Source organism: Cupriavidus basilensis, from assembly GCF_000832305.1.
Taxonomy (GTDB): Bacteria; Pseudomonadota; Gammaproteobacteria; order Burkholderiales; family Burkholderiaceae; genus Cupriavidus; species Cupriavidus basilensis_F.
Window position 1 is genome coordinate 1,178,187 of record NZ_CP010537.1, and the last position, 23,194, is coordinate 1,201,380.

General features: G+C 64.7%; 16 protein-coding genes. 9 read left to right on the top strand and 7 right to left on the bottom strand.

Going from position 1 to position 23,194, the window contains the following annotated elements:
• The first annotated feature begins 207 nt into the window (after window positions 1-207).
• On the top strand, window positions 208-1,611 hold the full coding sequence (locus RR42_RS26005) for a PLP-dependent aminotransferase family protein (protein WP_043354236.1): 1,404 nt from the start codon (window positions 208-210) through the stop codon (window positions 1,609-1,611).
• 791 nt (window positions 1,612-2,402) lie between these two features.
• The gene (locus tag RR42_RS26010; RefSeq protein ID WP_043343959.1) at window positions 2,403-3,575 is read left to right on the top strand and encodes an integrase core domain-containing protein; all 1,173 of its coding nucleotides are present in this window, start codon (window positions 2,403-2,405) and stop codon (window positions 3,573-3,575) included.
• Between the two features lie 169 nt (window positions 3,576-3,744).
• Here the strand turns inward: RR42_RS26010 and RR42_RS26015 are convergent, their stop codons facing one another.
• On the bottom strand, window positions 3,745-5,247 hold the full coding sequence (locus tag RR42_RS26015; protein WP_043354237.1) for an aminotransferase class I/II-fold pyridoxal phosphate-dependent enzyme: 1,503 nt from the start codon (window positions 5,245-5,247) through the stop codon (window positions 3,745-3,747).
• A gap of 260 nt (window positions 5,248-5,507) precedes the next feature.
• Here RR42_RS26015 and RR42_RS26020 point away from each other — a divergent pair, with 260 nt between their 5' ends.
• From RR42_RS26020 to RR42_RS26050, 7 genes are all read left to right on the top strand, one after another.
• Window positions 5,508-6,407, top strand: coding sequence for a carbon-nitrogen hydrolase family protein (locus RR42_RS26020; RefSeq protein WP_052494970.1), 900 nt, complete (start codon window positions 5,508-5,510; stop codon window positions 6,405-6,407).
• A 342-nt stretch (window positions 6,408-6,749) separates the two neighbouring features.
• Complete coding sequence (locus tag RR42_RS26025; RefSeq protein ID WP_236702198.1) at window positions 6,750-9,557, top strand: aminotransferase class I/II-fold pyridoxal phosphate-dependent enzyme; 2,808 nt, start codon at window positions 6,750-6,752, stop codon at window positions 9,555-9,557.
• Window positions 9,558-9,634: 77 nt separating this feature from the next.
• Window positions 9,635-11,152 carry a biotin carboxylase gene (locus tag RR42_RS26030; RefSeq protein WP_269083435.1) on the top strand — a complete coding sequence of 506 codons (1,518 nt, stop codon included), beginning with the start codon at window positions 9,635-9,637 and terminating at the stop codon, window positions 11,150-11,152.
• Window positions 11,153-11,185: 33 nt separating this feature from the next.
• A complete protein-coding gene (locus RR42_RS26035; RefSeq protein WP_052494971.1) occupies window positions 11,186-12,250 on the top strand; it encodes a C45 family autoproteolytic acyltransferase/hydolase in 1,065 nt (354 codons plus the stop codon).
• A 460-nt stretch (window positions 12,251-12,710) separates the two neighbouring features.
• Window positions 12,711-14,024, top strand: a complete 1,314-nt coding sequence (locus tag RR42_RS26040; protein WP_043354239.1) for a dicarboxylate/amino acid:cation symporter — start codon at window positions 12,711-12,713, stop codon at window positions 14,022-14,024.
• Between the two features lie 152 nt (window positions 14,025-14,176).
• Window positions 14,177-15,070 (top strand): amino acid ABC transporter substrate-binding protein, encoded by an 894-nt coding sequence (locus tag RR42_RS26045; RefSeq protein ID WP_043357942.1) that lies wholly within the window; start codon window positions 14,177-14,179, stop codon window positions 15,068-15,070.
• Window positions 15,071-15,135: 65 nt separating this feature from the next.
• Complete coding sequence (locus tag RR42_RS26050; RefSeq protein ID WP_063778462.1) at window positions 15,136-15,399, top strand: hypothetical protein; 264 nt, start codon at window positions 15,136-15,138, stop codon at window positions 15,397-15,399.
• Here RR42_RS26050 and RR42_RS26055 read toward each other — a convergent pair.
• The 6 genes from RR42_RS26055 to RR42_RS26080 all read right to left on the bottom strand — a co-directional run bounded on the left by RR42_RS26055 (window position 15,390) and on the right by RR42_RS26080 (window position 23,186).
• Window positions 15,390-16,631: a polyhydroxyalkanoate depolymerase gene (locus RR42_RS26055; protein ID WP_043354240.1), complete on the bottom strand. Its 1,242-nt coding sequence runs from the start codon at window positions 16,629-16,631 to the stop codon at window positions 15,390-15,392. The genes RR42_RS26050 and RR42_RS26055 overlap by 10 nt on opposite strands.
• A gap of 82 nt (window positions 16,632-16,713) precedes the next feature.
• Window positions 16,714-18,072 carry a sigma-54-dependent transcriptional regulator gene (locus tag RR42_RS26060; protein ID WP_043354242.1) on the bottom strand — a complete coding sequence of 453 codons (1,359 nt, stop codon included), beginning with the start codon at window positions 18,070-18,072 and terminating at the stop codon, window positions 16,714-16,716.
• The gene (locus tag RR42_RS26065; protein ID WP_052494973.1) at window positions 18,065-19,840 is read right to left on the bottom strand and encodes a sensor histidine kinase; all 1,776 of its coding nucleotides are present in this window, start codon (window positions 19,838-19,840) and stop codon (window positions 18,065-18,067) included. Before RR42_RS26065 ends, RR42_RS26060 begins: the two co-directional genes overlap by 8 nt.
• Before the next feature lie 196 nt (window positions 19,841-20,036).
• Entirely contained in the window at window positions 20,037-21,032 is a 996-nt protein-coding gene (locus tag RR42_RS26070; protein ID WP_144410086.1) for a cytochrome d ubiquinol oxidase subunit II, read from the bottom strand.
• Between the two features lie 5 nt (window positions 21,033-21,037).
• Window positions 21,038-22,441, bottom strand: coding sequence for a cytochrome ubiquinol oxidase subunit I (locus RR42_RS26075; RefSeq protein WP_052494974.1), 1,404 nt, complete (start codon window positions 22,439-22,441; stop codon window positions 21,038-21,040).
• An 85-nt stretch (window positions 22,442-22,526) separates the two neighbouring features.
• Window positions 22,527-23,186, bottom strand: a complete 660-nt coding sequence (locus RR42_RS26080; RefSeq protein WP_043354245.1) for a DUF6781 family protein — start codon at window positions 23,184-23,186, stop codon at window positions 22,527-22,529.
• Window positions 23,187-23,194 lie beyond the last annotated feature (8 nt).

Sequence of the window (23,194 nt, forward strand, 5' to 3'; positions counted from 1 at the left end):
AAATGAGTTACGCATAAGACACACCTTAGTTATGCATCACATAACCGGCGCGCGCGTCGGGACTGCCTGCCACGGCACGCTGGAAACCATCGCGAGAGAGGGGATTCCGCCGGACTGGCGGGAAACGCATACAAAGCGTTAAATGTATGGATTTGTGTGATGCTGCGGCGCATGATAATGTAAGACAAAGGCCATACATAAAGCAAAATGCATCCCAGTAAATCCATACAAGATGACGACGACGGTCCGGGCTGGGCCGCCGCCTTCGTGCGCGGCGAGGGCGCGCGCTACCGGCAGATCGTTGGCTTCATCGAGCGCGCGGTCGGGGACGGGCGCCTGAACCCCGGCGACCGCCTGCCGCCGCAGCGCGAGCTGGCCAGGCAGCTCGGGGTGGATCTCACCACGGTGACGCGCGCGTTCACCGAGGCCAAGCGGCGCAACCTGATCGAGGCGCGCGGGGCGCTGGGCACCTTCGTCGCCCCGCCCAAGGTCGAACTGGCGCAGATGGTTGACCTGAGCATGAACGTGCCGCCGCCGCCCGCCGGCGTGGACTTCCATGACTTGCTGCAGCGCGGCCTGTCGCAGGTGCTGCTGCGCACCGATGCGCACCTGCTCATGACCTACCAGCTTGGTGGCGGCAGCAGGGCGGACCGGGCCGCCGGCGCCATGTGGCTGAAGCCGGTGCTGGAGTCGGTCAGCCCGCAGCAGTTGATTGCCTGCCCCGGCGCCCAGGCCGCGCTGGCGGCGCTGATCCTCACGCTCACGCAGCCCGGCGACGCCATCCTCGCGGAGCCGCTGACCTATCCCGGCCTGCGCGCTGCGGCCGAGCAGCTCGGGCGCCGCGTGGTCACGGTGGCCACCGATGACGACGGCATGCGGCCCGATGCGCTGGAGCAAGCATTGCGCGAGCATGGCGCGCGCGCGATCTACCTCAACCCGACCATCCAGAACCCGACCACGCGGACCATGCCCGCGCACCGGCGCCGCGATGTCGCGCTGGCCGCGCAGCAGTGCGGCGCATGGATCATCGAGGACGATCCCTACTGGCTGCTCGGCAGCGACGCACCGCCGCCCGTGGCCCACTTCGCGCCGAGCCAGGTCTACTACGTTGCCACGCTGTCGAAATGCCTGAGCCCGGGGCTGCGCACCGCCTATATCCGCCTGCCCGAAGCGCGCAGCCGGGCGGGCGTGCTGGCCGCGCTGCGCTCGTTCGCGTTGATGTCCACGCCGCTGTCGACAGCCCTGGCCACGCAGTGGATCCACGAAGGCTCCGCCGCGCAGCTGCTGGCCGGGATCCGCACGGAAGCCTTCGCGCGGCGCGAGCTCGCACGGCAGTTGCTGTTCAGCGCGGACCAGGCTCCACCCAGCGGCATACACGTCTGGCACACCTTGCCGAGCTACTGGACTTCGCTGGCGCTGACGCAGGCCGCGCGTGCGCAGGATCTGCGTGTTACCGCTTCCGATGCGTTCCATGCCGGCCCCACGCCGCCCAATGCGATCCGCATCTCGCTGGGCGGCGTCGAGACGCGCGCCCATCTTGCTGCCGCGTTGAAGAAGCTGGCTGAGTTGTTGGTGCGAAGGCCGCAGATGTCGCGGGAGATTGTGGTTTAGGGGCGGGGCGTTGGGGGGGCGGGCGACTGTCGCTAGTGCGGCGTTCCATTGGTCCAGATGAAGGGCTTGGAGTTGGCTTTGGTGTTGTGGTGAGCGATGTCCATCGTTGATGGTGTCGACCAGCTTCGGCATGATGCCGAGGTGGGCGTGAAGGCATCGCGCTGCAGGGTTGGTCGCGGTTTCTTTTCGCGGCGTTGGCTTTTGGACCCAACAGCCATACGACATCCCCCTGCGGGGGCTGCCGGTCACTCTTCTTTGCGTCGGCAAAGAAGACTAACGAGAAGAAAGCCGACCCTGCCGGGGGCAGAGCAATCGGGCTTGTCGACCTCGTTGGTTTCGTCGTGCGGCCTGCGATTCTGCTCGCATCTGCCGGTACCGGTTTGACTGGCCACGAAGTTGCGGGCGTCCCGTTTTCGTCGTGGGCGCGGTGGCACCGCCGCAATAGTTCTGAGGCATTCACCACCGCGCCCGCCCCGCCACAAAACCATCACGGCGTGACATATCGTTGTGCTTTGCACTGGTACCGGCAGATGGGGGATTAGGCAAGGACACCGCTACCGAGTAGCCTCACCACGAAACCGGTGTCATTCACAGGATCGTGGCCATTCAAACCGGTAACGGCACGAGGCCATTAAAGCCCGCGGCCTGACCACGAAACCATGGGGCTGCGCAACCCCGACACGCCAGCCTCCTGCAAGGAGGTACGACTCACTCACATAGGTAACACTTGAGTTCAAGCACATAGGTAACAGTTTTCTACCCTGCATGGGCGACCCTGAAAGGAGATGCCCATGCCCTGGAGCGAGCTGAAACCCATGGACCAACGAATTTTGTTTGTGGTCGATCACGTCAAGGGTGTTGAGAGCATGAGCGCGCTGTGCGCGCGATATGGCGTCAGCCGGAAGACAGGTTACAAGTGGCTTGAGCGGTACGAAGCAGAGGGGCTGGATGGACTGGCCGAACGCAGCCGGCGTCGGCGTGAGCAGGATCGCGTGCCCTACGCGATCCGCCAGGCGATTCTGGCGCTGCGAACGCAGGGCGGGATGGAGCAAGGGCCGAAGAAGATCCAGAAGCTGCTGGAGGCCCGGTACGGGGCAGAGCTGGTGCCCTCGCGCACGACGATCTACAACGTACTTAAGCAAGCAGGACGGATCCTCCCACGGCGCTTGCGACGTCGTGTGATGCCGCACGAAGGCGTATTGCGCTCGACCCAGGAGCCGAACGGCTTGTGGAGTGCGGACTACAAGGGGCAGTTTCTGACGGGGGACCACCGGTGGTGTTACCCGTTGACGGTAATGGACCATGCGAGCCGGTATCTGCTGGGTTGCAAGGGCTTGAACGGGCCCCAGTTGGTACCTACGCGTGCGGTCTTCGAGCAACTGTTCCGGCGCTACGGCTTGCCGGACCGGCTGCGCACGGACAACGGCGTTCCGTTCGCGAGTACGGGTAGCGCAGGGTTGTCGCAGTTGTCGATCTGGTGGCTGAAGCTGGGGATCGTGCCGGAGCGGATCGAGCGAGGGCATCCGGAGCAGAACGGTCGGCACGAGCGCATGCACCGCACGCTCAAGCGAGCGACGGCGCAGCCGCCAGCGGCCACGTTGAGCAGCCAGCAGCGTCGCATGGATGAATTCCGGCGCTACTACAATCGGGAAAGGCCGCACGAGGCGTTGGAGCAATGCACGCCGCAGAGTTGCTACACAAAGTCGATGCGGGCCTATCCGAGTCGTCTTGAGGAGATGAGCTACGCGAGCTACATCCTGCCGCACCGAGTGACGAAAGCGGGGCTGATCTACCAGGCGGGCAAGATCATCTATGTCGGTCATCTCTTGCAGGGCGAGGTGGTCGGATTGGAGGCAGTTGCCGATGGGATATGGCGTGTGCACTTCGGCCCCATTGCCATAGGATTGATTGATGAACGCCAGGCGAAGCAGCACTACCTGACAATCAAAGTGTTACCTATGTGAGTGAACTCGTTTGTTACCCATGTGGTTGATTCGTACAAGGATCGCTTTCTTTGGGTTGCTTTTCTTGACGAGTAAAGAAAAGTGACATCTCACACGTTCCAAAACGGCCAACACCGTCCAGCCGCGCCAGCAGCTAGGAGCGCCAAAGAACTGGCCCCGCAGCCTTAACTCAAGACCCCTTCACCAACTCAATCGCCCGCGCCAGCTTGCCAACCGCAGGCGCAATCTCCGCATCCGCAACCCCGCCATAGCCGAGTACCAACCCGTTTTGCGCCTGCAGCGAATCAGCAAAATACGAAGACAGCGGTCGCGCTACAATCCCGTGCGCCAGCGCGAAACGCGACACCAACTGGTCATTGGCATGCCGGAGTATGACGCTCAGGTGCAGCCCGGTATCGGTGCCCACGATCGCCACCTCGTCGCCGAGCTGGCGCTGCAGTTCGTCAATCAGCAACATCTGGCGCTCGCCGTAGATCTTGCGCATGCGCCGTACGTGCGCTGCGTAATGGCCATCGGAAATAAACTCCGCCAGCGCGGCTTGCACCGATAGCTGTCCGCCGCGATGCAACTCGGATTGCGCTACCGAGAAGGCGTCGACCAGTTCCGGTGGCACGATCAGGAAGGCGAGCCGCAGGCCGGGATAGAGCACCTTGGAGAAGCTGCCGACATAGATGGTGTTGCGGTGCGGGTCCAGCCCCTGCAGCGATGGCAAGGGTGCGCCCTGATAGCGGAACTCGCTGTCGTAGTCGTCTTCGATGATCCATGCGTTGTGGCGATGCGCCAGCTCCGTGAGCAGGCGGCGCCGCGCAAGGCTCATCACCACGCCGCTCGGGTATTGGTGAGAGGGTGTGACAAAGATCAGCCGTGGCGCGCTCTCTGGCGCAACCGGCGGCCGGATCCCGTGCTCGTCCACCGCGATGCCATCCATGCGCAGGCCCGCCGAGCGAAAGACACTGCGCGCGCCCCAATAGCATGGGTCCTCGACCCAGACCAGTTCGCCTGGGTCCGCGAGCAGGCGGGCGCAGAGATCGATGGCCTGGTGGCTGCCTTGCGTCACGATGATCTGCTCCGGCGAACAATCCACGCCGCGGGCGAGCGACAGGTACTCCGTGAGCGCGCGCTTGAGCGGCGGATGGCCATGCCGGCTGCCATAGCCCAGTTGTTCCTGGCTGGCGGTCTTCCAGACCTTGGTGATCAGGCGTTGCCACACGCCGCGCGGGAACTGGCTGACATCCGGAATGCCGGGCACGAACGCACCCACTTGCAGGTCGGATGCGCCAACGCTGGCCAGCAGTTCGCGCGCGCGCAGGGAGAGCCTGGATTGATCGGCGGGAAGCGCGGGTTCGCCGGCCCGGCCGGGGTCGGCGATGCGGGCGAGCAGGGCGGGGTCGGGGGCGGTGTCGCCAACATAGGTGCCGCTGCCGCCGTGCGTGTGCGTGTAGCCCTCGTCGGTGAGCCGCTCGTAGGCATAGAGGACCGTGTTGCGGGCAATGCTTAGTTCACGGGCTAGTTCTCGGGTGGGTGGCAACCGTGTGCCCGGGGATAGCTGGCCGGCGAGGATGGCCTCGCGGATGTCGTCGAACAACTGCCTGTTTAGCGGAGCGCCGGATCGTTCGGGCTGGCTCCAATGACTGCGCGCGAGAAGCCAATCGGTCAGCGGCGTCTCTCTCAATTCTTGGCTCCATCTGAAAATTTGTACCGGCACTATACAGTGGAGCCAACGGGCTTGTAGAGTAGATCCCATCATGTCGCGGCATTACCACATAACCATTTCAACTAAGTAACAGACCGCCGGCGTAGCCCCCAGAAATGTGAAAGACCCGCTATTGAGCAGGCACTTAATTCACTACATAAATGCGATGGGGAAATGGCGAATATCCCCATATCGGTGCGTGCCGATGCACCAGTATGTTGTATTTATCGAGGCATTAAATGAAGCGTTTTGCAGTAGCAGGTATCCAGATGCCGGTGTCGGCATTCGAAGAGAACATCACGCAGATGAATCGCTACCTGGCCCATGTCAGGCACCGCTTTCCGTGGGTCGACATGGTGATGTTCTCCGAGCTGGCGGCGTTTGGCCCGAGCCCGGCCAAGGCCGAGGAAATGCCGGGCGCAGCCGAGGCCCGCCTGTGCGAGATGGCGGCCAAGTACGGTTTGTGGCTGATCCCCGGCTCCTTGTTCGAGCGTCGTGACGGCGCGATCTACAACACCGCGCCGGTGATCGATCCCGCCGGGAACGTGGTTGCCCGTTTTCGCAAGCTGTTTCCCTTCCGGCCCTATGAGCAAGGCATCGCCGCGGGCAGCGAGTTCGTGGTGTTCGATGTGCCGGACGCGGGGCGCTTCGGCATCTCGATCTGCTATGACATGTGGTTCCCGGAGACGACCCGGACACTGGTTGCGATGGGCGCTGAAGTGATCCTGCACCCGACCATGACGGACACCATTGACCGCGACATCGAATTGTCGATCGTGCGGGCATCGGCGGCAACCAACCAGGTCTATTTTTTCGATATCAACGGTGTCGGTGACGGTGGCGTGGGCCGCTCCATCGTGGTGGATCCCGCTGGCTATGTGCTGCATGAAGCCGGCCCGGGCACCGCGGAGATCATCCCCGTGGAGATCGATTTCGAGAAGGTCCGGCGCGAGCGCGAGCGCGGCTTGCGCGGGCTTGGCCAGCCGCTCAAGAGCTTCCGCGACCGGGAGGTGGAGTTCCCGGTCTACCAGCGCAACAGCGGCGCGGATGCCTATCTCCACACGCTCGGCAAGCTGGTGAAGCCGGGTGTCCTGGAAGACGCACCACAGGCGGAAGTGACCGGGCCGGCGGGCGAGTAGCCGCCGGGGGCAAACCCCCGGCACGCCGCCAAGTTATTCCGGCGCGGCGAAAAAAAACGGAATTGAAATATCCAGGGGAAAGCGTGATTGCTGGCCCAATGGATAGCGCTTGCCCTCAAGGTTGCGATTGACCAGCTTGAAAAACGGGAGCCGGTGAATAGCGGGACGGAAATAAAACGGTCGTTCGATTAAACGGATTCGAAGTTGCAGATCCGCGCATTGAGATTATCTAGTTAGCAGAGGAATAACATGGCACGCAGCACGGCACGAAAAGCAAAGACCGGGCAACACATTTCCCTAAACCGTTACCGCAGCGTTTGGGAAATGCGCGCGGATGGCTGGATGAATCTGACTGATGACCTGGGCCGCCTGGTCAATCTCGCGCGGGAGTGCAAGGAGTTCATCGAGCGCCACGCCCGGGTAAAAGAGACCCTGGCCATGCTCGAACCGATCGAGCGGTTCTGGGCGTTCCCGGGGCACCGGTTGTTCGAGGAGCTGACCGCATGGTTCGAGGCTGGCGACCTGGGCCGGCTGAACATCGCCGTGCACCGTATCAACCGCATGCTGGCCAGCGATACCTATCGCCACAAGAAGCTGTCGCTGGATGCGGAGTCGGAGGAGCCGTCCGAGATCGAGACAGAAGAGGAGATGCAGGCGCAAATAGCACGACCGTACTTTGAGGTCCTGATCGTCGACGACATGACGCGCGAGGATGAAGAGGCCCTGCGCCGGCGCGTTCAGCGCAAGCAGCGCGTGGATGATCCCTTCGTGTGGGACGTGGTGGTGGTGCCAAGCTTCGAGGATGCGCTGATCGCCACGCTCTTCAACTTCAACCTGCAGGCTTGCGTGATCCGGCATGGCTTTCCGTTCAAGTCCGAGTATGAGCTGGACCTGCTGCGCAAGTTCCTGGAAGGGCTGGACGAGGGCATCGAGGAGCAGCCGGAATCCGAGCGCGGCCCCTTGCTGGGGCAGAAGATTGCGCAATTGCGGCCGGAACTGGACCTGTACCTGGTCACGGACGTGAAGGCCGAAGAGATCGCGTCGCGGCTGGGCGAGGTCTTCAACCGGATCTTTTTCCGGGAGGAGGACCACACCGAGCTGTACATGTCGATCATGAAAGGGGTGTCGGAGCGTTACAAGACGCCGTTCTTCACGGCGTTGAAGGAGTACTCGAAGCAGCCGACCGGGGTGTTCCACGCCTTGCCGCTGGCGCGGGGCAAGTCGATCATGAACTCCCACTGGATTCAGGACATGGCGCAGTTCTATGGCCTGAATCTGTTCATGGCCGAGACCTCCGCCACGTCGGGCGGGCTCGACTCGCTGCTGGACCCCATTGGCCCCATCAAGGTCGCGCAGGAGTATGCGGCGCGCGCATTCGGCGCGCGCCGCACCTTCTTCGCCACCAATGGCACTTCGACGGCCAACAAGATCGTGGTGCAGGCGCTGGTCAAGCCGGGCGATATCGTGATGGTGGACCGCAACTGCCACAAGTCCCACCACTACGGCATGGTGCTTGCGGGCGCCAAGGTGGCGTATCTCGACTCCTACCCGCTCAATGACTTCTCGATGTACGGGGCGGTCCCCATCGCCCAGATGAAGCGCACGCTGCTGCGGTTCAAGCGGGCGGGCACGCTGCACAAGGTCAGGATGGTGCTGCTGACCAACTGCACGTTCGATGGCGTGGTCTACGACGTGAAGCGCGTCATGGAGGAATGCCTGGCCATCAAGCCGGACCTGATCTTCCTGTGGGACGAGGCCTGGTTTGCCTTCGCCCGCTTTCATCCCACCTACCGCCAGCGCACCGGCATGGATTCGGCGTCGCGCCTGCGCCGCGAGCTCGATAGCGAGGACTATCGCCAGCGCTACGACGCATTCACCGCGTCGTTTGGCGGGGCGGACTGGGATGACGAGGAGAAGCTTGTCGCCACCCGCCTGATGCCGGACCCGGACCGGGCGCGGGTGCGCGTCTACGCGACCCAGTCCACCCACAAAACCCTGACCTCGCTGCGCCAGGGCTCCATGATTCACGTGTGGGACCAGGACTTCAAGGACAAGGCGGAAGAGGCGTTCCACGAGGCGTACATGACGCACACCTCCACCTCGCCGAACTACCAGATCCTGGCTTCGCTCGATGTCGGCCGCCGCCAGGTGGAGCTGGAAGGCTACGAGCTGGTGCAGCGCCAGATGGAACTGGCCATGACGCTGCGCGAGTGGATCCACACGCACCCGTTGCTCAAGAAGTACTTCCAGTTCCTCAACGTCTCCCGCGTGGTGCCGACCGCGTACCGGCCATCCGGCATCGAGGCGTACTACAGCCCGGAATCCGGCTGGGCCAATATGGAAGCCGCGTGGCGCGTCGATGAATTCGCGCTGGACCCGACCCGGCTGACCCTGTCGATCGGCACCTCCGGCATTGACGGCGACACGTTCAAGAACAAGTACCTGATGGACAAGTACGGCATCCAGATCAACAAGACGTCGCGCAACACCGTCTTGTTCATGACCAATATCGGTACCACGCGCTCGTCGGTGGCATACCTGATCGAGGTGCTGATCAAGATCGCCAGGGAACTGGAGGAGCGCACGGCGGACATGAGCGTGATCGAGCGCCGCCTGCACGAGAAGCGCGTTTCGTCGCTGACCAGGGAACTGCCGCCGCTGCCGGACTTCTCGCACTTCCATTTTGCGTTCCGCAGTGTGTGCAACAGCGGGCAGATCGAGACGCCGGACGGCGATATCCGCAAAGCCTTCTTCATGTCCTATGACGAAGAGAACTGCGAGTACCTGAACATGGCCGAGGTGGCCAAGGCCATCTCCAAGGGCCGTGAAGTGGTATCGGCCTTGTTCGTGATTCCCTACCCCCCGGGCTTCCCCATCCTGGTGCCGGGGCAGGTGATCAGCTCCGAGATCCTGGAGTTCATGCAGGCGCTGGATGTGCGGGAGATCCACGGTTACCGCCCGGAGCTGGGCTTCCGCGTGTTCAGCGACGGGGCGCTCCAGCAACTGGCGCTCCAGGCCGCCGGCGAGGCAGCCGCGGCGGTGGCGGCCGCGGCGAAGGCGTCGGTCTCGGCCGTTGTGGAAGTCTCGACGGCAACGGTCGATGAAGTGGCGGCGGCGGCCCTGGCGGACCGCCCAGCGGCAAAAAAGTAGCGAGGCGGGAGGCCGGGACAGGCGCCCGGCTTCTCGCAACAGAGCCCATGTCGACAAAAAAAGAATGCCGGACCTGGATGTCCAGGAACCGCGGGAAACCCGCGTCCAGCCGGCCCCGAGTTCATCAGGAGAAAGCCGCGATGCAAAAAGTCCGTAATGTCTCAGATCTGCGCGTGATGTTCCACAGGAACGAGAAGCCCATCTACTTCATCAGCGCCACCAACTTCAATCTCCTGGGCATCGATCAGTGGGTCAACCGTTTCAAGTACATCAACTACATCGATTGCTTCGACGGCCGCCATCCCAATGTGTTCGTGCCGCGGGCGCTGCCGCACGAGGAATTCACCTCGATCGAAGATATCAACAACTACCTGCTGCAGCATAAGGACGTGGTGGAGATGATCGAGCAGCGGGGGGGACGGCCTGCCGCGACCTTCCTGATGTTCGATGAGAAAACCGAAGAGCTGGCCGACGAGCTGGGGCTTGACGTGTGGTTCCCGCCGGCCGCGCTGCGCAGCCGCTGCGACAACAAGATGGAGACTGTGCGCATCGGCAACAAGGCGGGCGTGCACTCGGTGCCCAACGCACTGGAGAAGGTGGACAGCTACGCGCACCTGATGCAGATCGCGGAGCACTACGGCCTGGGCAATGACCTGGTGGTGCAGAGCGCCTTCGGCGACTCCGGCCACACCACCTTCTTTATCGCCAGCGTTGACGACTTCAACAAGCACAAGGATGAGATCGTCAACGACCCCGAAGTCAAGATCATGAAGCGCATCAACTGCCGCGGCGCGACCCTGGAGGCCTGCGCCACGCAGTCAGGCACGCTGGTCGGGCCGCTGCTGACCGAGGTGGTGGGCGCACGTGAACTGACTCCCTACAAGGGCGGCTGGTGCGGCAACGAGATCTTCCCCGGGGCGTTCTCGGAAGAAGTCAGGATGAAGGCGCGCGACATGGCCTTCCGTTTCGGCAACCAGTTGCTGGAGGAGGGCTATCGCGGCTACTTCGACCTGGACTTCCTGATCGACGTCGATAGCGGCGAGGTGTATCTCGGTGAGCTGAATCCCCGCATCTGCGGCGCCAGCCCGATGACCAATCATGCGGCCTTCGCCTATGCCGACGCGCCGTTGTTCCTGTTCCACCTGCTGGAGTTCTCGGGGGTGCCGTTCGAGCTCAATGTGCGCGAGCTCAATGAGCGCTGGGCCGAGAAGTCGTTCATCGACGGTTGGTCCCAGCTGGTCATCAAGTACACCGAGGACAACGTGGATATCGTGACCCATGCGCCGCCCTCGGGCATCTATCGCATGGCGTCCGACGGCTCGGTGTCCTACCACCGCTTCGACTCCAACCGTCGCGAGATCGAGAGCGAGCAAGAAGCCTTCTTCCTGCGTATCACCGGGCCCGGCGACTATCGCTACGAAGGGGCGGATCTGGGCATCCTGATCACGCGGGGCCGTTCGATGAACGACGAATTCAAGCTCAACGAGCGCGCGCACCAATGGATCCGGGGCATCAAGCAGTATTACGTGGCCAAGCCCCTGGTTGCCGCGCAGGCCGAGCTGGCGCCGCAGCCGGGCGCGTTCAAGATCCTGTAGGCCGAAGGTCCAACCACGAGAGGGCAGGAATTCATGCGTTGTACATTCGAAGCGATCAGCGAGGACTTGCCCGGCCAGCGATGGCAGAACATCTTCCGGCAGTTCTGGCCCGGCTACCGGCAATGGTATCTGCGCGACGGCGATCGCGCGCGGCCTGGCTTCCTGATGTGCCGCAAGGCTTTGCGCCACCATATGCCGGAGCTGGTCCCGACCTGGGAGCGGCTGGTCGAGCTGTCCGGCGGCGGCGACCTGGAAGCGCGCTTCCTGTCGATGTGGGGGCCGCCGCCCTACATTGCCGGCTGCTCCCAGGCGGTGTGGTTGCCGGTGGACGGGCAGCAGGCCGCCGGCGCCACGCCCGCGCTGTTGCGCAACTACGATTTCGCCCCGGCTTTGCTCGAGGGCGTGTGGCTGGCGTCCAGATGGCATGGCCAACGAGTGGTGGCGGTCAACGACTGCCTGTGGGGCGCGCTCGACGGCATCAACGAGAGCGGCCTGGCTGCGTCGCTGTCGTTCGGGGGCCGCAAGGCGGTGGGCAATGGATTCGGCATTCCACTGGTCTTGCGCTACGTGCTGGAGTTTGCCCAGAACGTCGACCAGGCCGTGGAAATGCTCGCGCGCATCCCGGTGCATATGAGCTACACGGTGAGCCTGCTTGACCGCCGCGCACAGTGGGCAACGGTGTTTGTCACGCCGGACCGGCCGCTGGAGGTGGTGCGCAAGCAGGCGGTGAGCAACCTGCAGCATGGCGTCGAGTGGACGGCGCACGCCAATGCGACCCTGGCCGAAGCCAGGGAGCAGACGCTGGCTGTCGCGGTGCGGCAGGCCGAGGATGCCAAGGCCGTCCTGCGCGCGCTGCTGCGCCCGCCGCTGTTTCAGACTGCCTACGGGCGTGGCCATGGCACCTTGTACAGCGCCGTCTATCACCCCTATGACGGGTCCGTCGAAATGGTCTGGCCAGATGCCGTCTGGCGGCAGTCCTGCAGCCATTTCCTGCCCGGCGCCCGCATGATCGAGTTCGACGTGGAGAGCACCGCGCTGCCGCACGCGGTGGCGCCGGCGCGCCGGTGGATGCTCGACGATGTTGGCAGTTTTCAGTGAGTTTCTTAGCCTCATAGTCATGAGGGATGGCGTGCATGGCGAAGCCGCGCTGCCTTTGGCCGCCGGTTAGCCATCTGAGACGCGCAAACACAAGCAGGACGCGGTCCGGTCCGGGCCGCGGCGACCCAATTCGCCAGAACATATCCGGGGGTGGCGGCTTCGGAAAAGCGGTGCTTCGGACTTTCGTGCGGGTACTGCATGCAGGTGCGAGCTGCCGGAAGCAGAAAGCTGGTTTGCTCCCCTCTCCCATGCAATGGGAGAGGGGACGGGGGAGAGGGCGGGCGCTCGCTCAGTGTGATGCGCCTCGCTCTTGCGCAGGCCCGCCCTCTCCCCCAACCCCTCTCCCGCCATGCGGGAGAGGGGAGCTACGGCAGCGCTGGATTTAGCACAGCGATGCATCGACACACATGAAAGTCTGAAGCACCGGAAAAGCAGGCTCGCAAGAATCCAAGGAGCAGTCATGAAAAAAAAGCGCCCAATCACCACCTACATCGTCATCGCGATGATCCTCGGCGTCATCGTCGGCTATAGCTGTAACAAGGCCTTCCCGGATCCCGGTACCGCCAAGGAGATCGCCGGCTATATATCGATCTTCACCGATGTCTTCCTGCGCCTGATCAAGATGATCATCGCACCGCTGGTGTTCTCCACCCTGGTGGTTGGCATCGCGCACATGGGCGACGCGAGCACCGTAGGCCGCGTCGGCGTGAAGGCGCTCGGCTGGTTTATCGTGGCGTCGTTTCTCTCGCTCACGCTGGGCCTGATACTGGCCACCGTGCTGCAACCCGGCCACAACATCGGCCTGCCGTTGCCGGACGTGGGGGCGGCCACCAACCTGAAGACTAATGCCTTCACGCTGAAGGATTTCATTACGCACCTGGTGCCGAAGTCCGTGGCGGAGGCCATGGCCACCAATGAAATCCTGCAGATCGTGGTGTTCTCGATCTTCTTCGGCACCGCGCTGTCGACGCTGGGCGAGACGGGCAAGCGGCTGGCTGGCGTCATCGACGACCTGGCGCAGACCATGCTGAAGATCACCGGCGCCGTGATGTGGATGGCGCCGGTGGCGGTGTTCGCGGCCATTGCTTCGACCGTGACCACGCAAGGGCTGGGCATTCTCATCACCTTCGCGAAGTTCATGGGCAGCTTCTATCTTGGCCTGCTGGTGCTGTGGGGCCTGCTGGTGGCGGCCGGGTTCTTCTTCCTGGGCAAGCGGGTGTTCACGCTGATCCGGCTGATTCGCGAGCCCTTCCTGCTGTCCTTTTCCACCGCCAGCTCGGAGGCCGCCTATCCGAAGATGCTCACCGCGCTGGACCGGTTCGGCGTCAGCCGCAAGATCTCCAGCTTCGTGCTGCCGATGGGCTACTCCTTCAACCTCGACGGCACTATGATGTACTGCACGTTCGCCGTGCTGTTCATCGCGCAGGCCTATGATATTCACTTGCCGATCGGTACCCAGATCACCATGCTGCTGCTGCTCATGCTGACGTCCAAGGGCATGGCCGGGGTGCCGCGCGCATCGCTGGTGGTGATTGCCGCCACGCTGAACCAGTTCGGCATTCCGGAAGCCGGGTTGCTGCTGATCATGGGGGTCGACCAGTTCCTGGACATGGGCCGCTCGGCGACCAATGCGGTAGGCAACTCGATTGCCGCTGCCGTGGTGGCGAAGTGGGAGGGCCAGCTGGCGAGCGAGTCGGATCTGGAAAGTGAGGGCGACAGCACGGCAGCGGGCGCCGGCGCCCCGCTCGGCAAGCCGGACGCGGTCCAGGCCTGAGCGGCCAGCGCGGGGAGGCGCCTTGCAGGCGGCCCCGCGCGTGGTGTGCCGGGCATTGTGCGAACGATCACTGCAGGAGTGCAAATCAAATGCGTTCAAATGGAGTAGGCGTGGGCGGCGGGCGCGGCAGCCGCGGCTGCCGGCGGATCGTGATGTGGGCGGCCGTTGCGCTGTGCGCGGCGTTGGCCGCCGGCGCGGTGTCGGCGCAACAGGCGGGGGAACTGGCCGGCACGCTGAAAAAGGCGAAGGAGAGCGGCACCCTGACCATCGGCTATCGCGAGTCGTCCTTGCCATTCTCGTACCTGGACAGGCTCGGCAAGCCGGTCGGCTACTCCATCGATATCTGCCGCGCGATTGTCGATGCGGCGGCGGCGGAGGTGGGCCGCGAGCTCAGCATTCAATGGGCGCCGGTCACCTCGGACAATCGCTTCGATGCGGTCACGTCCGGCAAGGTCGACCTGGAGTGCGGCTCCACCACCAGGAACGTCGAGCGCCTGAAGCACGTGTCGTTCTCACCGGTGATCTTCGTGGCCGGGACCAAGCTGATGGTGCCGAAGGGCTCGCCGATCAGGTCGTTCAAGGACCTGAAGGGCAAGACCGTGGTCGCGACCGGCGGCACCACGAACGTGGAGGCGCTTGAGCGGCTCTCGGCGCGCTTCGGCCTGCAGTTGAACGTGATCAAGGCGCGGGATCACGCCGATGCGTTCCAGGTTTTGCAGCGCGGTGGCGCGCACGCCTATGCGGGGGACGATGTGCTGCTGTATGGATTTTTGCGCAGCAGCGCTGCCGGCGGCAGGTTCCAGATCGTCGGCGATTTCCTCTCCTACGATCCCTACGGGATCATGTTCCGCAAGGGCGATCCGCAGTTTGCCGCCGTGGTGGACAAGGCGGTGCGCGAGATGGCCGTGTCCGGGGAACTGGATCGCACGTACAAGCAATGGTTCATGAACAAGCTGCCGACCGGCGAGCGGCTCGGGTTGCCCATGAGCGCGCAACTCGATGAGCTGATACGGGCGGTGCCGGACCAGTCGGACCAGCCGGACTAACGAACCAAGGAACCAAGGGACGGATTGTTCAGGCTGCGCGCTTCGGCGCAGCCTGAAAGCGAATCATGAGACAGATCGAGCTGCTATCCAGAATGGCTGCGGGCGCGCGCCTGCGCGTCTCGTGCAATCCCTGGGGCGAGCCGCTCCGCGGCGCGTTTCTCGATGCCCCGGAAACGCCTGGCGGCGCGCTGTATGTGCATCAATGGCAGATTGGCCGCCTGCTTCGGTCAGGCTTGCTCCGCTGCCGCGGCGAGTCGCCGGCGGCGTCTGCGGAATTCGTCCTCAGCGCCTCCGGTCTGGCCGCAGGCGCCTGCAAGCCTCAGCGATAGCTGGCGATGAACGCGCGCAGCTGCGGATAGATCTCCTCGCGCCAGCGCCGGCCAGAGAAGATGCCGTAGTGCCCGCAGCCCTGCGCCGTCACATGCTGCTTGCGCGCGCCGGGAATGCCCGCGCAAAGATCGTGCGCCGCGGCGGTCTGGCCCGCTCCCGTGATGTCGTCCAGTTCGCCCTCGATGGTCAGCAGCGCCGCGCCCGTGATGTCCTGCGGCCGTACCGGCTTGCCGTCGATCTCCCAGGTGCCGCTGGCCAGCCGGAATTCCTGGAACACATCGCGGATCGTATCCAGGTAATACTCGGCGGCCATGTCGAGCACGGCGTTGTACTCGTCATAGAAGCGCACGTGGGCCTCGGCGTCGTCCAGGTCGCCATCGACCAGGTTCTGGTAGTAGTCGTAGTGCGAGGAGAGGTGGCGATCCGGGTTGGTGGCCACAAAGCCGGCGTGCTGCAGGAAGCCAGGGTAGACCTTGCGGCCGTGTCCCGGGTAGTTGGCCGGCACGGCATGAATCACGTTGTTCTCGAACCACTCGAAGGACTTGTCGGTGGCCAGCGCGTTCACGGCAGTGGGGCTGCGGCGCGCATCGATCGGGCCGCCCATCATGGTCATGGTTCGCGGCGTGGCTTCGCCGGCGGAAGCCAGCAGCGAGATGGCGGCAAGCACCGGCACGGCCGGCTGGCACACGGAGACGACATGCAGGTTTTCCGCGCCGATGTGGCGGATGAAGTCCTGGATGTAGTGCACGTAGTCGGTCAGGTGGAACGGGCCGTCCTCCGCCGGCACCATGCGCGCATCGATCCAGTCGGTCACGTAGACCTTGTGATGCTGCAGCAGGGTTCGCACCGTATCGCGCAGCAGGGTGGCGTGATGGCCTGACAGCGGGGCGCACACCAGCACCACCGGCTCGTCCTTGAGCCACTGGATGACCTGCGGATCGTCGGCATAGCGCTTGAAGCGCAGCAGCTTGCAGAAGGGCTTCTCCACAATGGTCTGCTCGACGATGGGAACGTCCCGCCCGTGGCATTGCACCGACTTGATGTCGAAGGGCGGCTTCTTGTAATCCTTGCCGAGGCGGTAGAGCAGTTCGTAGCCGGCGGCCATCCGGTTGGCGCCCGGCATCATGGACAGCGGGCTGAGCGGATTGGTGAAGGTGCGCGAGGTGGCTTGCGCCAGCGCGGTGAGCGGCAACAGCAGGGCGCTCTTGAGTTCGTGGAATTGGTAAAGCATGGGGAATACCTGTGAGTCTTGAAAATAGGGGGCGTCCCCGCGCTACCGGGGGCGATGGTGGCTCAGTTGAATTACGCCTGGGTTACTCCTCGGCCTGCACCTTGTCATAGGCGATTTGCAGACGGCGCAGCTTGGAGTACAGCGTTTGCTTGGGGATGGAAAGCGCCTTGGCGGTAGCCGCCACATCGCAGTTGTTCCGCTTGAGTTCCTCCATGACAACAACCCGTTCAAACTGTTCGAGCTGGTCGGGCAGGCTGTTGCCGTGCCCGGCATGGCCGCCGTGCAGCTCGAAATCATCGGACAGCAGCCCGAGCACGAAACGGTCGGCCACATTGCGCAGCTCCCGCACGTTGCCAGGCCATGAATGGGACAGCAGCAGCTCGAACTGCGCGTTCCCGAGCACCGGAGCGGGCCGGTTGAAGCGGGTGGCGGCCTGCAGGATGAGATGCTCGAACAGCAGCGGGATATCCTCGCGCCGCTCGCGCAGTGGTGGCAGGTCGATAAAGGCCACGCCAATGCGGTAGTACAGGTCGGCACGGAACTTCTTTTGCTCGCTGAGGAGTTTCAGGTCTTCCTTGCTGGCGGCAATGACCCGGCAATCCACCGCGATGGGCTCGTTCGACCCGACCCGTTCGATGGAGCGCTCCTGCAGCGCGCGCAGGAACTTGACCTGCACCGACAGCGGCATGCTCTCGATCTCGTCAAGGAACAGGGTGCCGCCCTGCGCATGCTCGAACTTGCCGCAACGCCGCCGGGTGGCGCCCGTGAAGGAACCCACCTCATGCCCGAACAGCTCGCTCTCGGCCAGGGCTTCGGGCAGGCCGCCGCAGTTCAGCGGCACGAAGTTGCCGGTGCGGCGCGCGCTATGGTCGTGCAGGCAGCGCGCCACCAGGTCCTTGCCCGTGCCCGTCTCGCCATAGATCACCACGTCCGCCGGCGCATCGGCCAGCGCGCGCACGGCGCGGCGCACCCGCTCCATCTGCGCGGAGCGTCCGATCAGGCAGGCCTGGATCCCGTGCCAGCTTTCCAGCTGCTCGCGCAGGCCCAGCACTTCCAGGCTCAGCTTGCGCCGGTCGGCGGCGCGCCTGACCACGGAGACCAGCCGCTCGGAGGAGCACGGCTTCTCGATAAAGTCGTATGCGCCCTCGCGCATGGCTTGCACCGCCATGGAGATGTCGCCGTGGCCGGTCATCAGGATCACGGGCAGGTCGGGGTCGATGTGCCGGATCTCGTTGAGCCAGGCCACGCCGTTCATGCCCGGCAGCTTCACATCGCAGACCACCACCACCGGCTCGCCGATGCCGATGCTGCCGCGCGCGTGCTCCACCGAGGCAAAGCCGTTCACGGCGAAGCCCGCCAGCTCGAGGGCCTGCGAGCTGCCAACCAGCACATCCTCCTCGTCTTCGACAAAAACCACGCGGATCGGATGGGTGTCAGTCATTGGTTTCTCTCTCATGCGACGGCGCCAGCGGCAGCTCGACCACGAACTCGGCACCAGCAGGCGCAAGGTTGCGGGCGTACAGGCGCCCGCCGAATTCGCGCACGATGTGCGCCGAGATCATCAGGCCAAGGCCCAGGCCCTTGCCCGCCGGCTTGGTGGTAATGAACGGGTCGAAAAGGCGCGGCAGCACGTCGGGATGGATGCCGGGGCCTGTGTCGCGGATGGTGACGATGCAGAGGTGCTCCTGGCGGGCTGCGTGGATGACCAGCTCCCGCACCGGTGCGCCCGACAAGGCATCGGCGGCATTGCCCAGCAGGTTGACCAGCACCTGCTCGATGCGGATCTCGTCGGCCAGGACGCTGATGTCGGCGGGGTCGATCGCCAGGCTCACCGTGATATCGCGCTCGCGCAACCGGGTGCTGACGAGGAGCAGTGCGTCCTGCACCGCCTGGCGTACCGGGACTGGCCGCACCGCATCCTGCGACTTGAAGGCAAAGACCTTGAGCTGCTGCGTCAGCCGGCCGAGGCGATCGATCAGCTTGGCGATGCGCTGGAGGTTGCCCGCCACATCCTTGAGCCTGCCTTTTTCCAGCAGCACCTCGGCGTTGTCCGACAGCGTGCGCATGGCCGCCAGCGGCTGGTTGAGTTCATGCACCACGCCGGCGGACATCTGCCCGAGCGCGGCCAGCTTGCCGGCGTGGACCAGGTCGCTTTGCAGCGCGCGCAGCTCGGCCGTGCGCTCCAGCACCTTGGCCTCCAGGCCATCGTGCGCGGTGCGCAGCGCGCGTTGCGCGGCGGCTTGTTGTTGCGCGGCGCGCAGGCGCAGTGCGATCACCAGCGCCAGCAGCAGGATCACCATGCAGGCCAGCAGCGCGCCGATGGCGGCGTTGCGGGCCAGGTTGCGCGCCGGCAGTTCGTCATCCAGCAGCATGATGCGCCAGAGGCCGTGGTTGACCGTGCGCTCCGAGGCCAGGTAATCCACGCCGTCCAGGCGCACGCGCGTGGTGTGCGCATCCAGCCTGGCGCGTACCAGCCAGTCCAGCGGCATCAGGTCGGACTTGCCGTAGGTGCGCGCCAGGCCGGCCTCGGCCAGCATCGCTTGCGTCAGTGGCGCCAGCGGGCGCAGCCGCCAAGGCGCAAGCGAGGCCAGGATGACCACATCGCGGGCGTCGACCACCAGCACCTTGCCCGGGATCTGGACCCAGTTGCGTTCCACCGCGTCGAGGTTGACCTTGACCGTGGCCACGCCGCGCTGCGCGCCGCCCTGCTGCAGCGCGTAGGCGAGGTAATAGCCGGGCCGGCCGGAGGTAAACCCTACGCCGTAGAAGCGGCCCCGGCCGTGATCGAGCGCATCGCGCATATACGGCCGGAACGAGAGATCGGCGCCCACCGGGGTGCCCGGCTGGTCCCAGTCGGCCGCCGCCAGGGTCAGGCCGGAGCGCTGGGTGACGTACAGGTTGTCCGCGCCGGCGGTTGCGGTGATGCCGTGCAGGTAACGGCTGACCTGCTGCTTGAGCGCCACGTCATCGGGCCGGTCGAGCAGCGCGAAGACATCCGTGGTGGATTCGAGCAACGATGGCAGGTAGTCGAACCGGGACAGCTCGCCGTCAAGCCGCGCGGACACGACATCGAGGCGATGCTGGGCGGCAACCCGCAGCTGATCGAGCCCGGCGCGCAACGCCATGCCGTAGGCCAGCCACGTGGCCAGTGCGATCGCCGCCATTGCCATACCGCACCAGATCCCCATGCGCATACGGCCGAGATTCATGTCGCGAGCCCTTTCTCCGTGGTCCTCAACGATGCAGGACGTGTCGTCCGGATACCAGTGATGGAAGCGAGACCTGTGCTCGTCCAGGCACAGCTCAGGTGAATGCAGTGTACTCCCGGAGCAAGGCTGCGCGAAGCCCGCGCAGCCGTCGGCGGGGCCCTGCGCCGTGTGGCGCCGCAGGATGTTGCGGGGCCAGCTAGGCATAGCGGAGTTCGCCGGTCTTGCCGCGGAAAACCCGGTACGAGAACACCGTGTAGCCGGCAATGGCCGGCACCGAGATGCACACGCCCACCAGGATCACCTTCAAGGCCTGCGGACTGCTGGCGGCCTGCCAGATCGTCAGGCGGTGGATCACGACATACGGGAAGATGCTGTAGGCCAGCCCGAGGAAGCTGAGCACGAAGACCCCGATCAGCAGCACGAATGGCAGCCAGCTCACCGGCCCGCGCACCACGCGGGTGTTCAGCAGCATGCGCACGGCCACGAGCGCGACGCCGGTCACCAGCGGGATGGAGACGAGGGCGACGATCTGCGGCAGCACGAACCAGCGCTCGCGCACCGCCGGGCTGATCCAGGGCGTGGCAACCGAGATCAATGCCAGCCCGCATACCATCGGCGCCCACGCGATCCCGGCCCAGCGCACAGCGCGCTGCTGGAGTTCGCCCTCGGTCTTCATGACGAGCCAGCACGCGCCGAGCAGCACGTAGGCCATCGGCAAAGCCACGGCGATGGCCGCAGCGAACAGGGGATAATTCCAACCGGTACCGAAGCCACTGATGTAACGTCCCAGCATCCAGCCTTGCGAGACCGACGCGATCGTCGAGCCGGCGAAGAAGAGGCGGTCCCACATCGGCTTGTGCGCGCTCTTCACCTTCACCCGGAAGTCGAACGCCACGCCGCGCAGGATCAGCCCCACCAGCATCAGCGTGACAGGCAGGTAGAGCTCGGTCAATATCAATCCATGCGCCTTAGGGAAAGCCACGAGGAGGATGCCGACGCCGAGCACCAGCCAGGTTTCGTTGGCATCCCAGAACGGACCGATCGACGCCACCATGACGTCTTTCTCGGCCGGGGTCGCCCGGTGCATCAGCATGCCGACGCCCAGGTCATAGCCGTCGCTGATCACGTAGACCAGCATGGACACGCCCATCAGCGCCATGAAGATCACGGGCAGGGCGTCGTCCAGACGCATCCAGGTCATGGTTGGCTCCCGGCAGGCAAGGGGCGCGCGGCGATCGTGCCGCACGCGGGTGTGGGTTGTCCGGCGTGATCGGCCCCGGGTGGGGCTTCCGGTTTCTCCGCCAGGTACTTGAGCACGCTGACATAGGCGACGATCAGCGCGAGGTACACCGTCGCGAACAGCGCCAGCGTCAGGGCGATATGGGGCGCCGGCACGTTGGAGGCAACGTCGGCGGTGCGCACTAGGCCGTAGACGATAAAGGGCTGCCGTCCGATCTCGGTGACGTACCAGCCGGCCACCGTGGCAATCCAGCCGGAGAAGGTCATGCCCGCCAATCCCCACAGCAGCGCGCGCGGCAGCCGCTGCGCCTGCCAGCCGGCGCAGCGGTACCACCACCAGCCCAGCCAGCTGGCCGCCAGCATCAGCACACCCATGCCCACCATCACGCGAAACGCGAAGAACAGCGGGAGGACGGGCGGATGCGCGTCGCCGAAGCTGTTCAGCCCGCGGATCTCGCCGTCGGCGCGGTGCGTCAGGATCAGGCTGGCGAGATGCGGGATGCCGATCGCCGCGCGGTTGGTGCGCGCGCCGGCATCGGGAATGGCGAAAAGCAGCAAGGGCGCGCCGCGCTCGGTCTCCCACACGCCCTCCATGGCTGCGATCTTCTGGGGCTGGTGCTCAAGCGTGTTGAGCCCGTGCATGTCGCCGATCACGATCTGCAGGGGGATCGCGACAGCGGCCAGGGTCAGCCCGACCCGCAGCACCTTGGGCGCGGACAGCTGTCCGGTGCCCTTGAGCAACTGCCACGCGCTCAGCCCCGCGAGCAGGAAGGCGCAGGTCAGCGCCGAGGCCAGCAGCATGTGGCAGAAGCGGTAGGGGAAGGAGGGGTTGAAGATGATGGCGAGCCAGCTCTGCACATGGAACTCGCCATGGATGATCTCGTAGCCCTGGGGCGTCTGCATCCAGGAGTTCAGCGCCAGGATCCAGAAGGCGCTGAGCGTGGTGCCGAAGGCGACGAAGAAGGTCGACATCAGGTGTATCCGCTCGCCCACCTTGCCGTGGCCGAACAGCATCACGCCAAGAAAGCCGGCTTCGAGAAAGAACGCGGTCAGCACTTCATAGGCGAGCAGGGGCCCGGCAATATTGCCGACCGTTTCCATGAAGCCCGGCCAGTTGGTGCCGAACTGGAAGCTCATGGTGATGCCGCTGACCACGCCAAGCGCGAACGTCAGCGCGAACACCTTGGTCCAGAACCGGTAAGCATTCAGCCAGGCATGGCGCAACGGTGGCGTGTCCGCCTTCAGATAGCGCCAGCGGAAGAACAGCAGCAACCATCCCAGGCCAATGCTGATGGTCGGGAACAGGATATGGAAGGTGATGTTGGCAGCAAACTGCATGCGCGCCAGCAGGATGGGATCCATCTGTCCGGGCTCCTCCGTGGGTTGTGGATGGGACGCCGCGCGTGCGGCGTCCCGGTTGCCGCATGGCGGCGCGGCTAGCGCGGGGTCAGCGCTTGCCTTCGCCGTTGAGGCCATTCGACATGCCGATCAGCACGCCGCTGACCAGCGTGGCGTAGTGCTCGAGCCAGGCTTCGGTGCTGCTTTGCGCAAAGGCCCGTCCCTCGCGCGCGAGCTCGCGCGCCTGGGTGGTCAGTTGCTCGACCACCGCCGTGGCGCTGGCGCCGGTCGCCGTGCCTTTGCGCTTCATGCCCTCCAGCACCGACGACCACGGCCCCTGCACCGGCTGCGGCAACTCACCGATAGATCTGGCCACCGCGCCCAACAGCGCGTCCTCCATCTTCTCGATGTCGGCCACGGCCTTCTTGAGGTGGGTCTCGCGCAATTGCGCGCCCTGGTCGACGATCTGCTGCAACGCCCGGCGATTGGCTTCCACCGCTTGCACCAGCGCGGCGTCCATGCCCTGCGCGACCTGGGACAACATCGGCTCCAGCCCCGGCCCGGCGAGCCCGCTGCTGGCCGCCCCGGCGGAGGCCGCCTGGGTGACCATCTTCAGCGTGTCCTTGATGCTCTTCAGGGTCAGCTCCCGGCCTTGCAAGGCCTTGAGGGTCGCCTGCTGGACAGCCTGTTGCAGGGATTCGCCTTGCTTTTGCGACGCTTGCGCGAACTGCTTGATCAGCGCGTCGTGATCGATGCCCATGGATTTCATATGGTCTC

What these genes read in the sequence shown, in the direction of transcription:
- RR42_RS26005 (WP_043354236.1), top strand. Translation starts at nt 208, where the DNA reads ATGCATCCCAGTAAATCCATACAAGATGACGACGACGGTCCGGGCTGG.
- RR42_RS26010 (WP_043343959.1), top strand. Translation starts at nt 2,403, where the DNA reads ATGCCCTGGAGCGAGCTGAAACCCATGGACCAACGAATTTTGTTTGTG.
- RR42_RS26020 (WP_052494970.1), top strand. Translation starts at nt 5,508, where the DNA reads ATGAAGCGTTTTGCAGTAGCAGGTATCCAGATGCCGGTGTCGGCATTC.
- RR42_RS26025 (WP_236702198.1), top strand. Translation starts at nt 6,750, where the DNA reads ATGAATCTGACTGATGACCTGGGCCGCCTGGTCAATCTCGCGCGGGAG.
- RR42_RS26030 (WP_269083435.1), top strand. Translation starts at nt 9,635, where the DNA reads ATGTCCAGGAACCGCGGGAAACCCGCGTCCAGCCGGCCCCGAGTTCAT.
- RR42_RS26035 (WP_052494971.1), top strand. Translation starts at nt 11,186, where the DNA reads ATGCGTTGTACATTCGAAGCGATCAGCGAGGACTTGCCCGGCCAGCGA.
- RR42_RS26040 (WP_043354239.1), top strand. Translation starts at nt 12,711, where the DNA reads ATGAAAAAAAAGCGCCCAATCACCACCTACATCGTCATCGCGATGATC.
- RR42_RS26045 (WP_043357942.1), top strand. Translation starts at nt 14,177, where the DNA reads ATGTGGGCGGCCGTTGCGCTGTGCGCGGCGTTGGCCGCCGGCGCGGTG.
- RR42_RS26050 (WP_063778462.1), top strand. Translation starts at nt 15,136, where the DNA reads ATGAGACAGATCGAGCTGCTATCCAGAATGGCTGCGGGCGCGCGCCTG.
- RR42_RS26055 (WP_043354240.1), bottom strand. Translation starts at nt 16,631, where the DNA reads ATGCTTTACCAATTCCACGAACTCAAGAGCGCCCTGCTGTTGCCGCTC.
- RR42_RS26060 (WP_043354242.1), bottom strand. Translation starts at nt 18,072, where the DNA reads ATGACTGACACCCATCCGATCCGCGTGGTTTTTGTCGAAGACGAGGAG.
- RR42_RS26065 (WP_052494973.1), bottom strand. Translation starts at nt 19,840, where the DNA reads ATGAATCTCGGCCGTATGCGCATGGGGATCTGGTGCGGTATGGCAATG.
- RR42_RS26070 (WP_144410086.1), bottom strand. Translation starts at nt 21,032, where the DNA reads ATGCGTCTGGACGACGCCCTGCCCGTGATCTTCATGGCGCTGATGGGC.
- RR42_RS26075 (WP_052494974.1), bottom strand. Translation starts at nt 22,441, where the DNA reads ATGGATCCCATCCTGCTGGCGCGCATGCAGTTTGCTGCCAACATCACC.
- RR42_RS26080 (WP_043354245.1), bottom strand. Translation starts at nt 23,186, where the DNA reads ATGAAATCCATGGGCATCGATCACGACGCGCTGATCAAGCAGTTCGCG.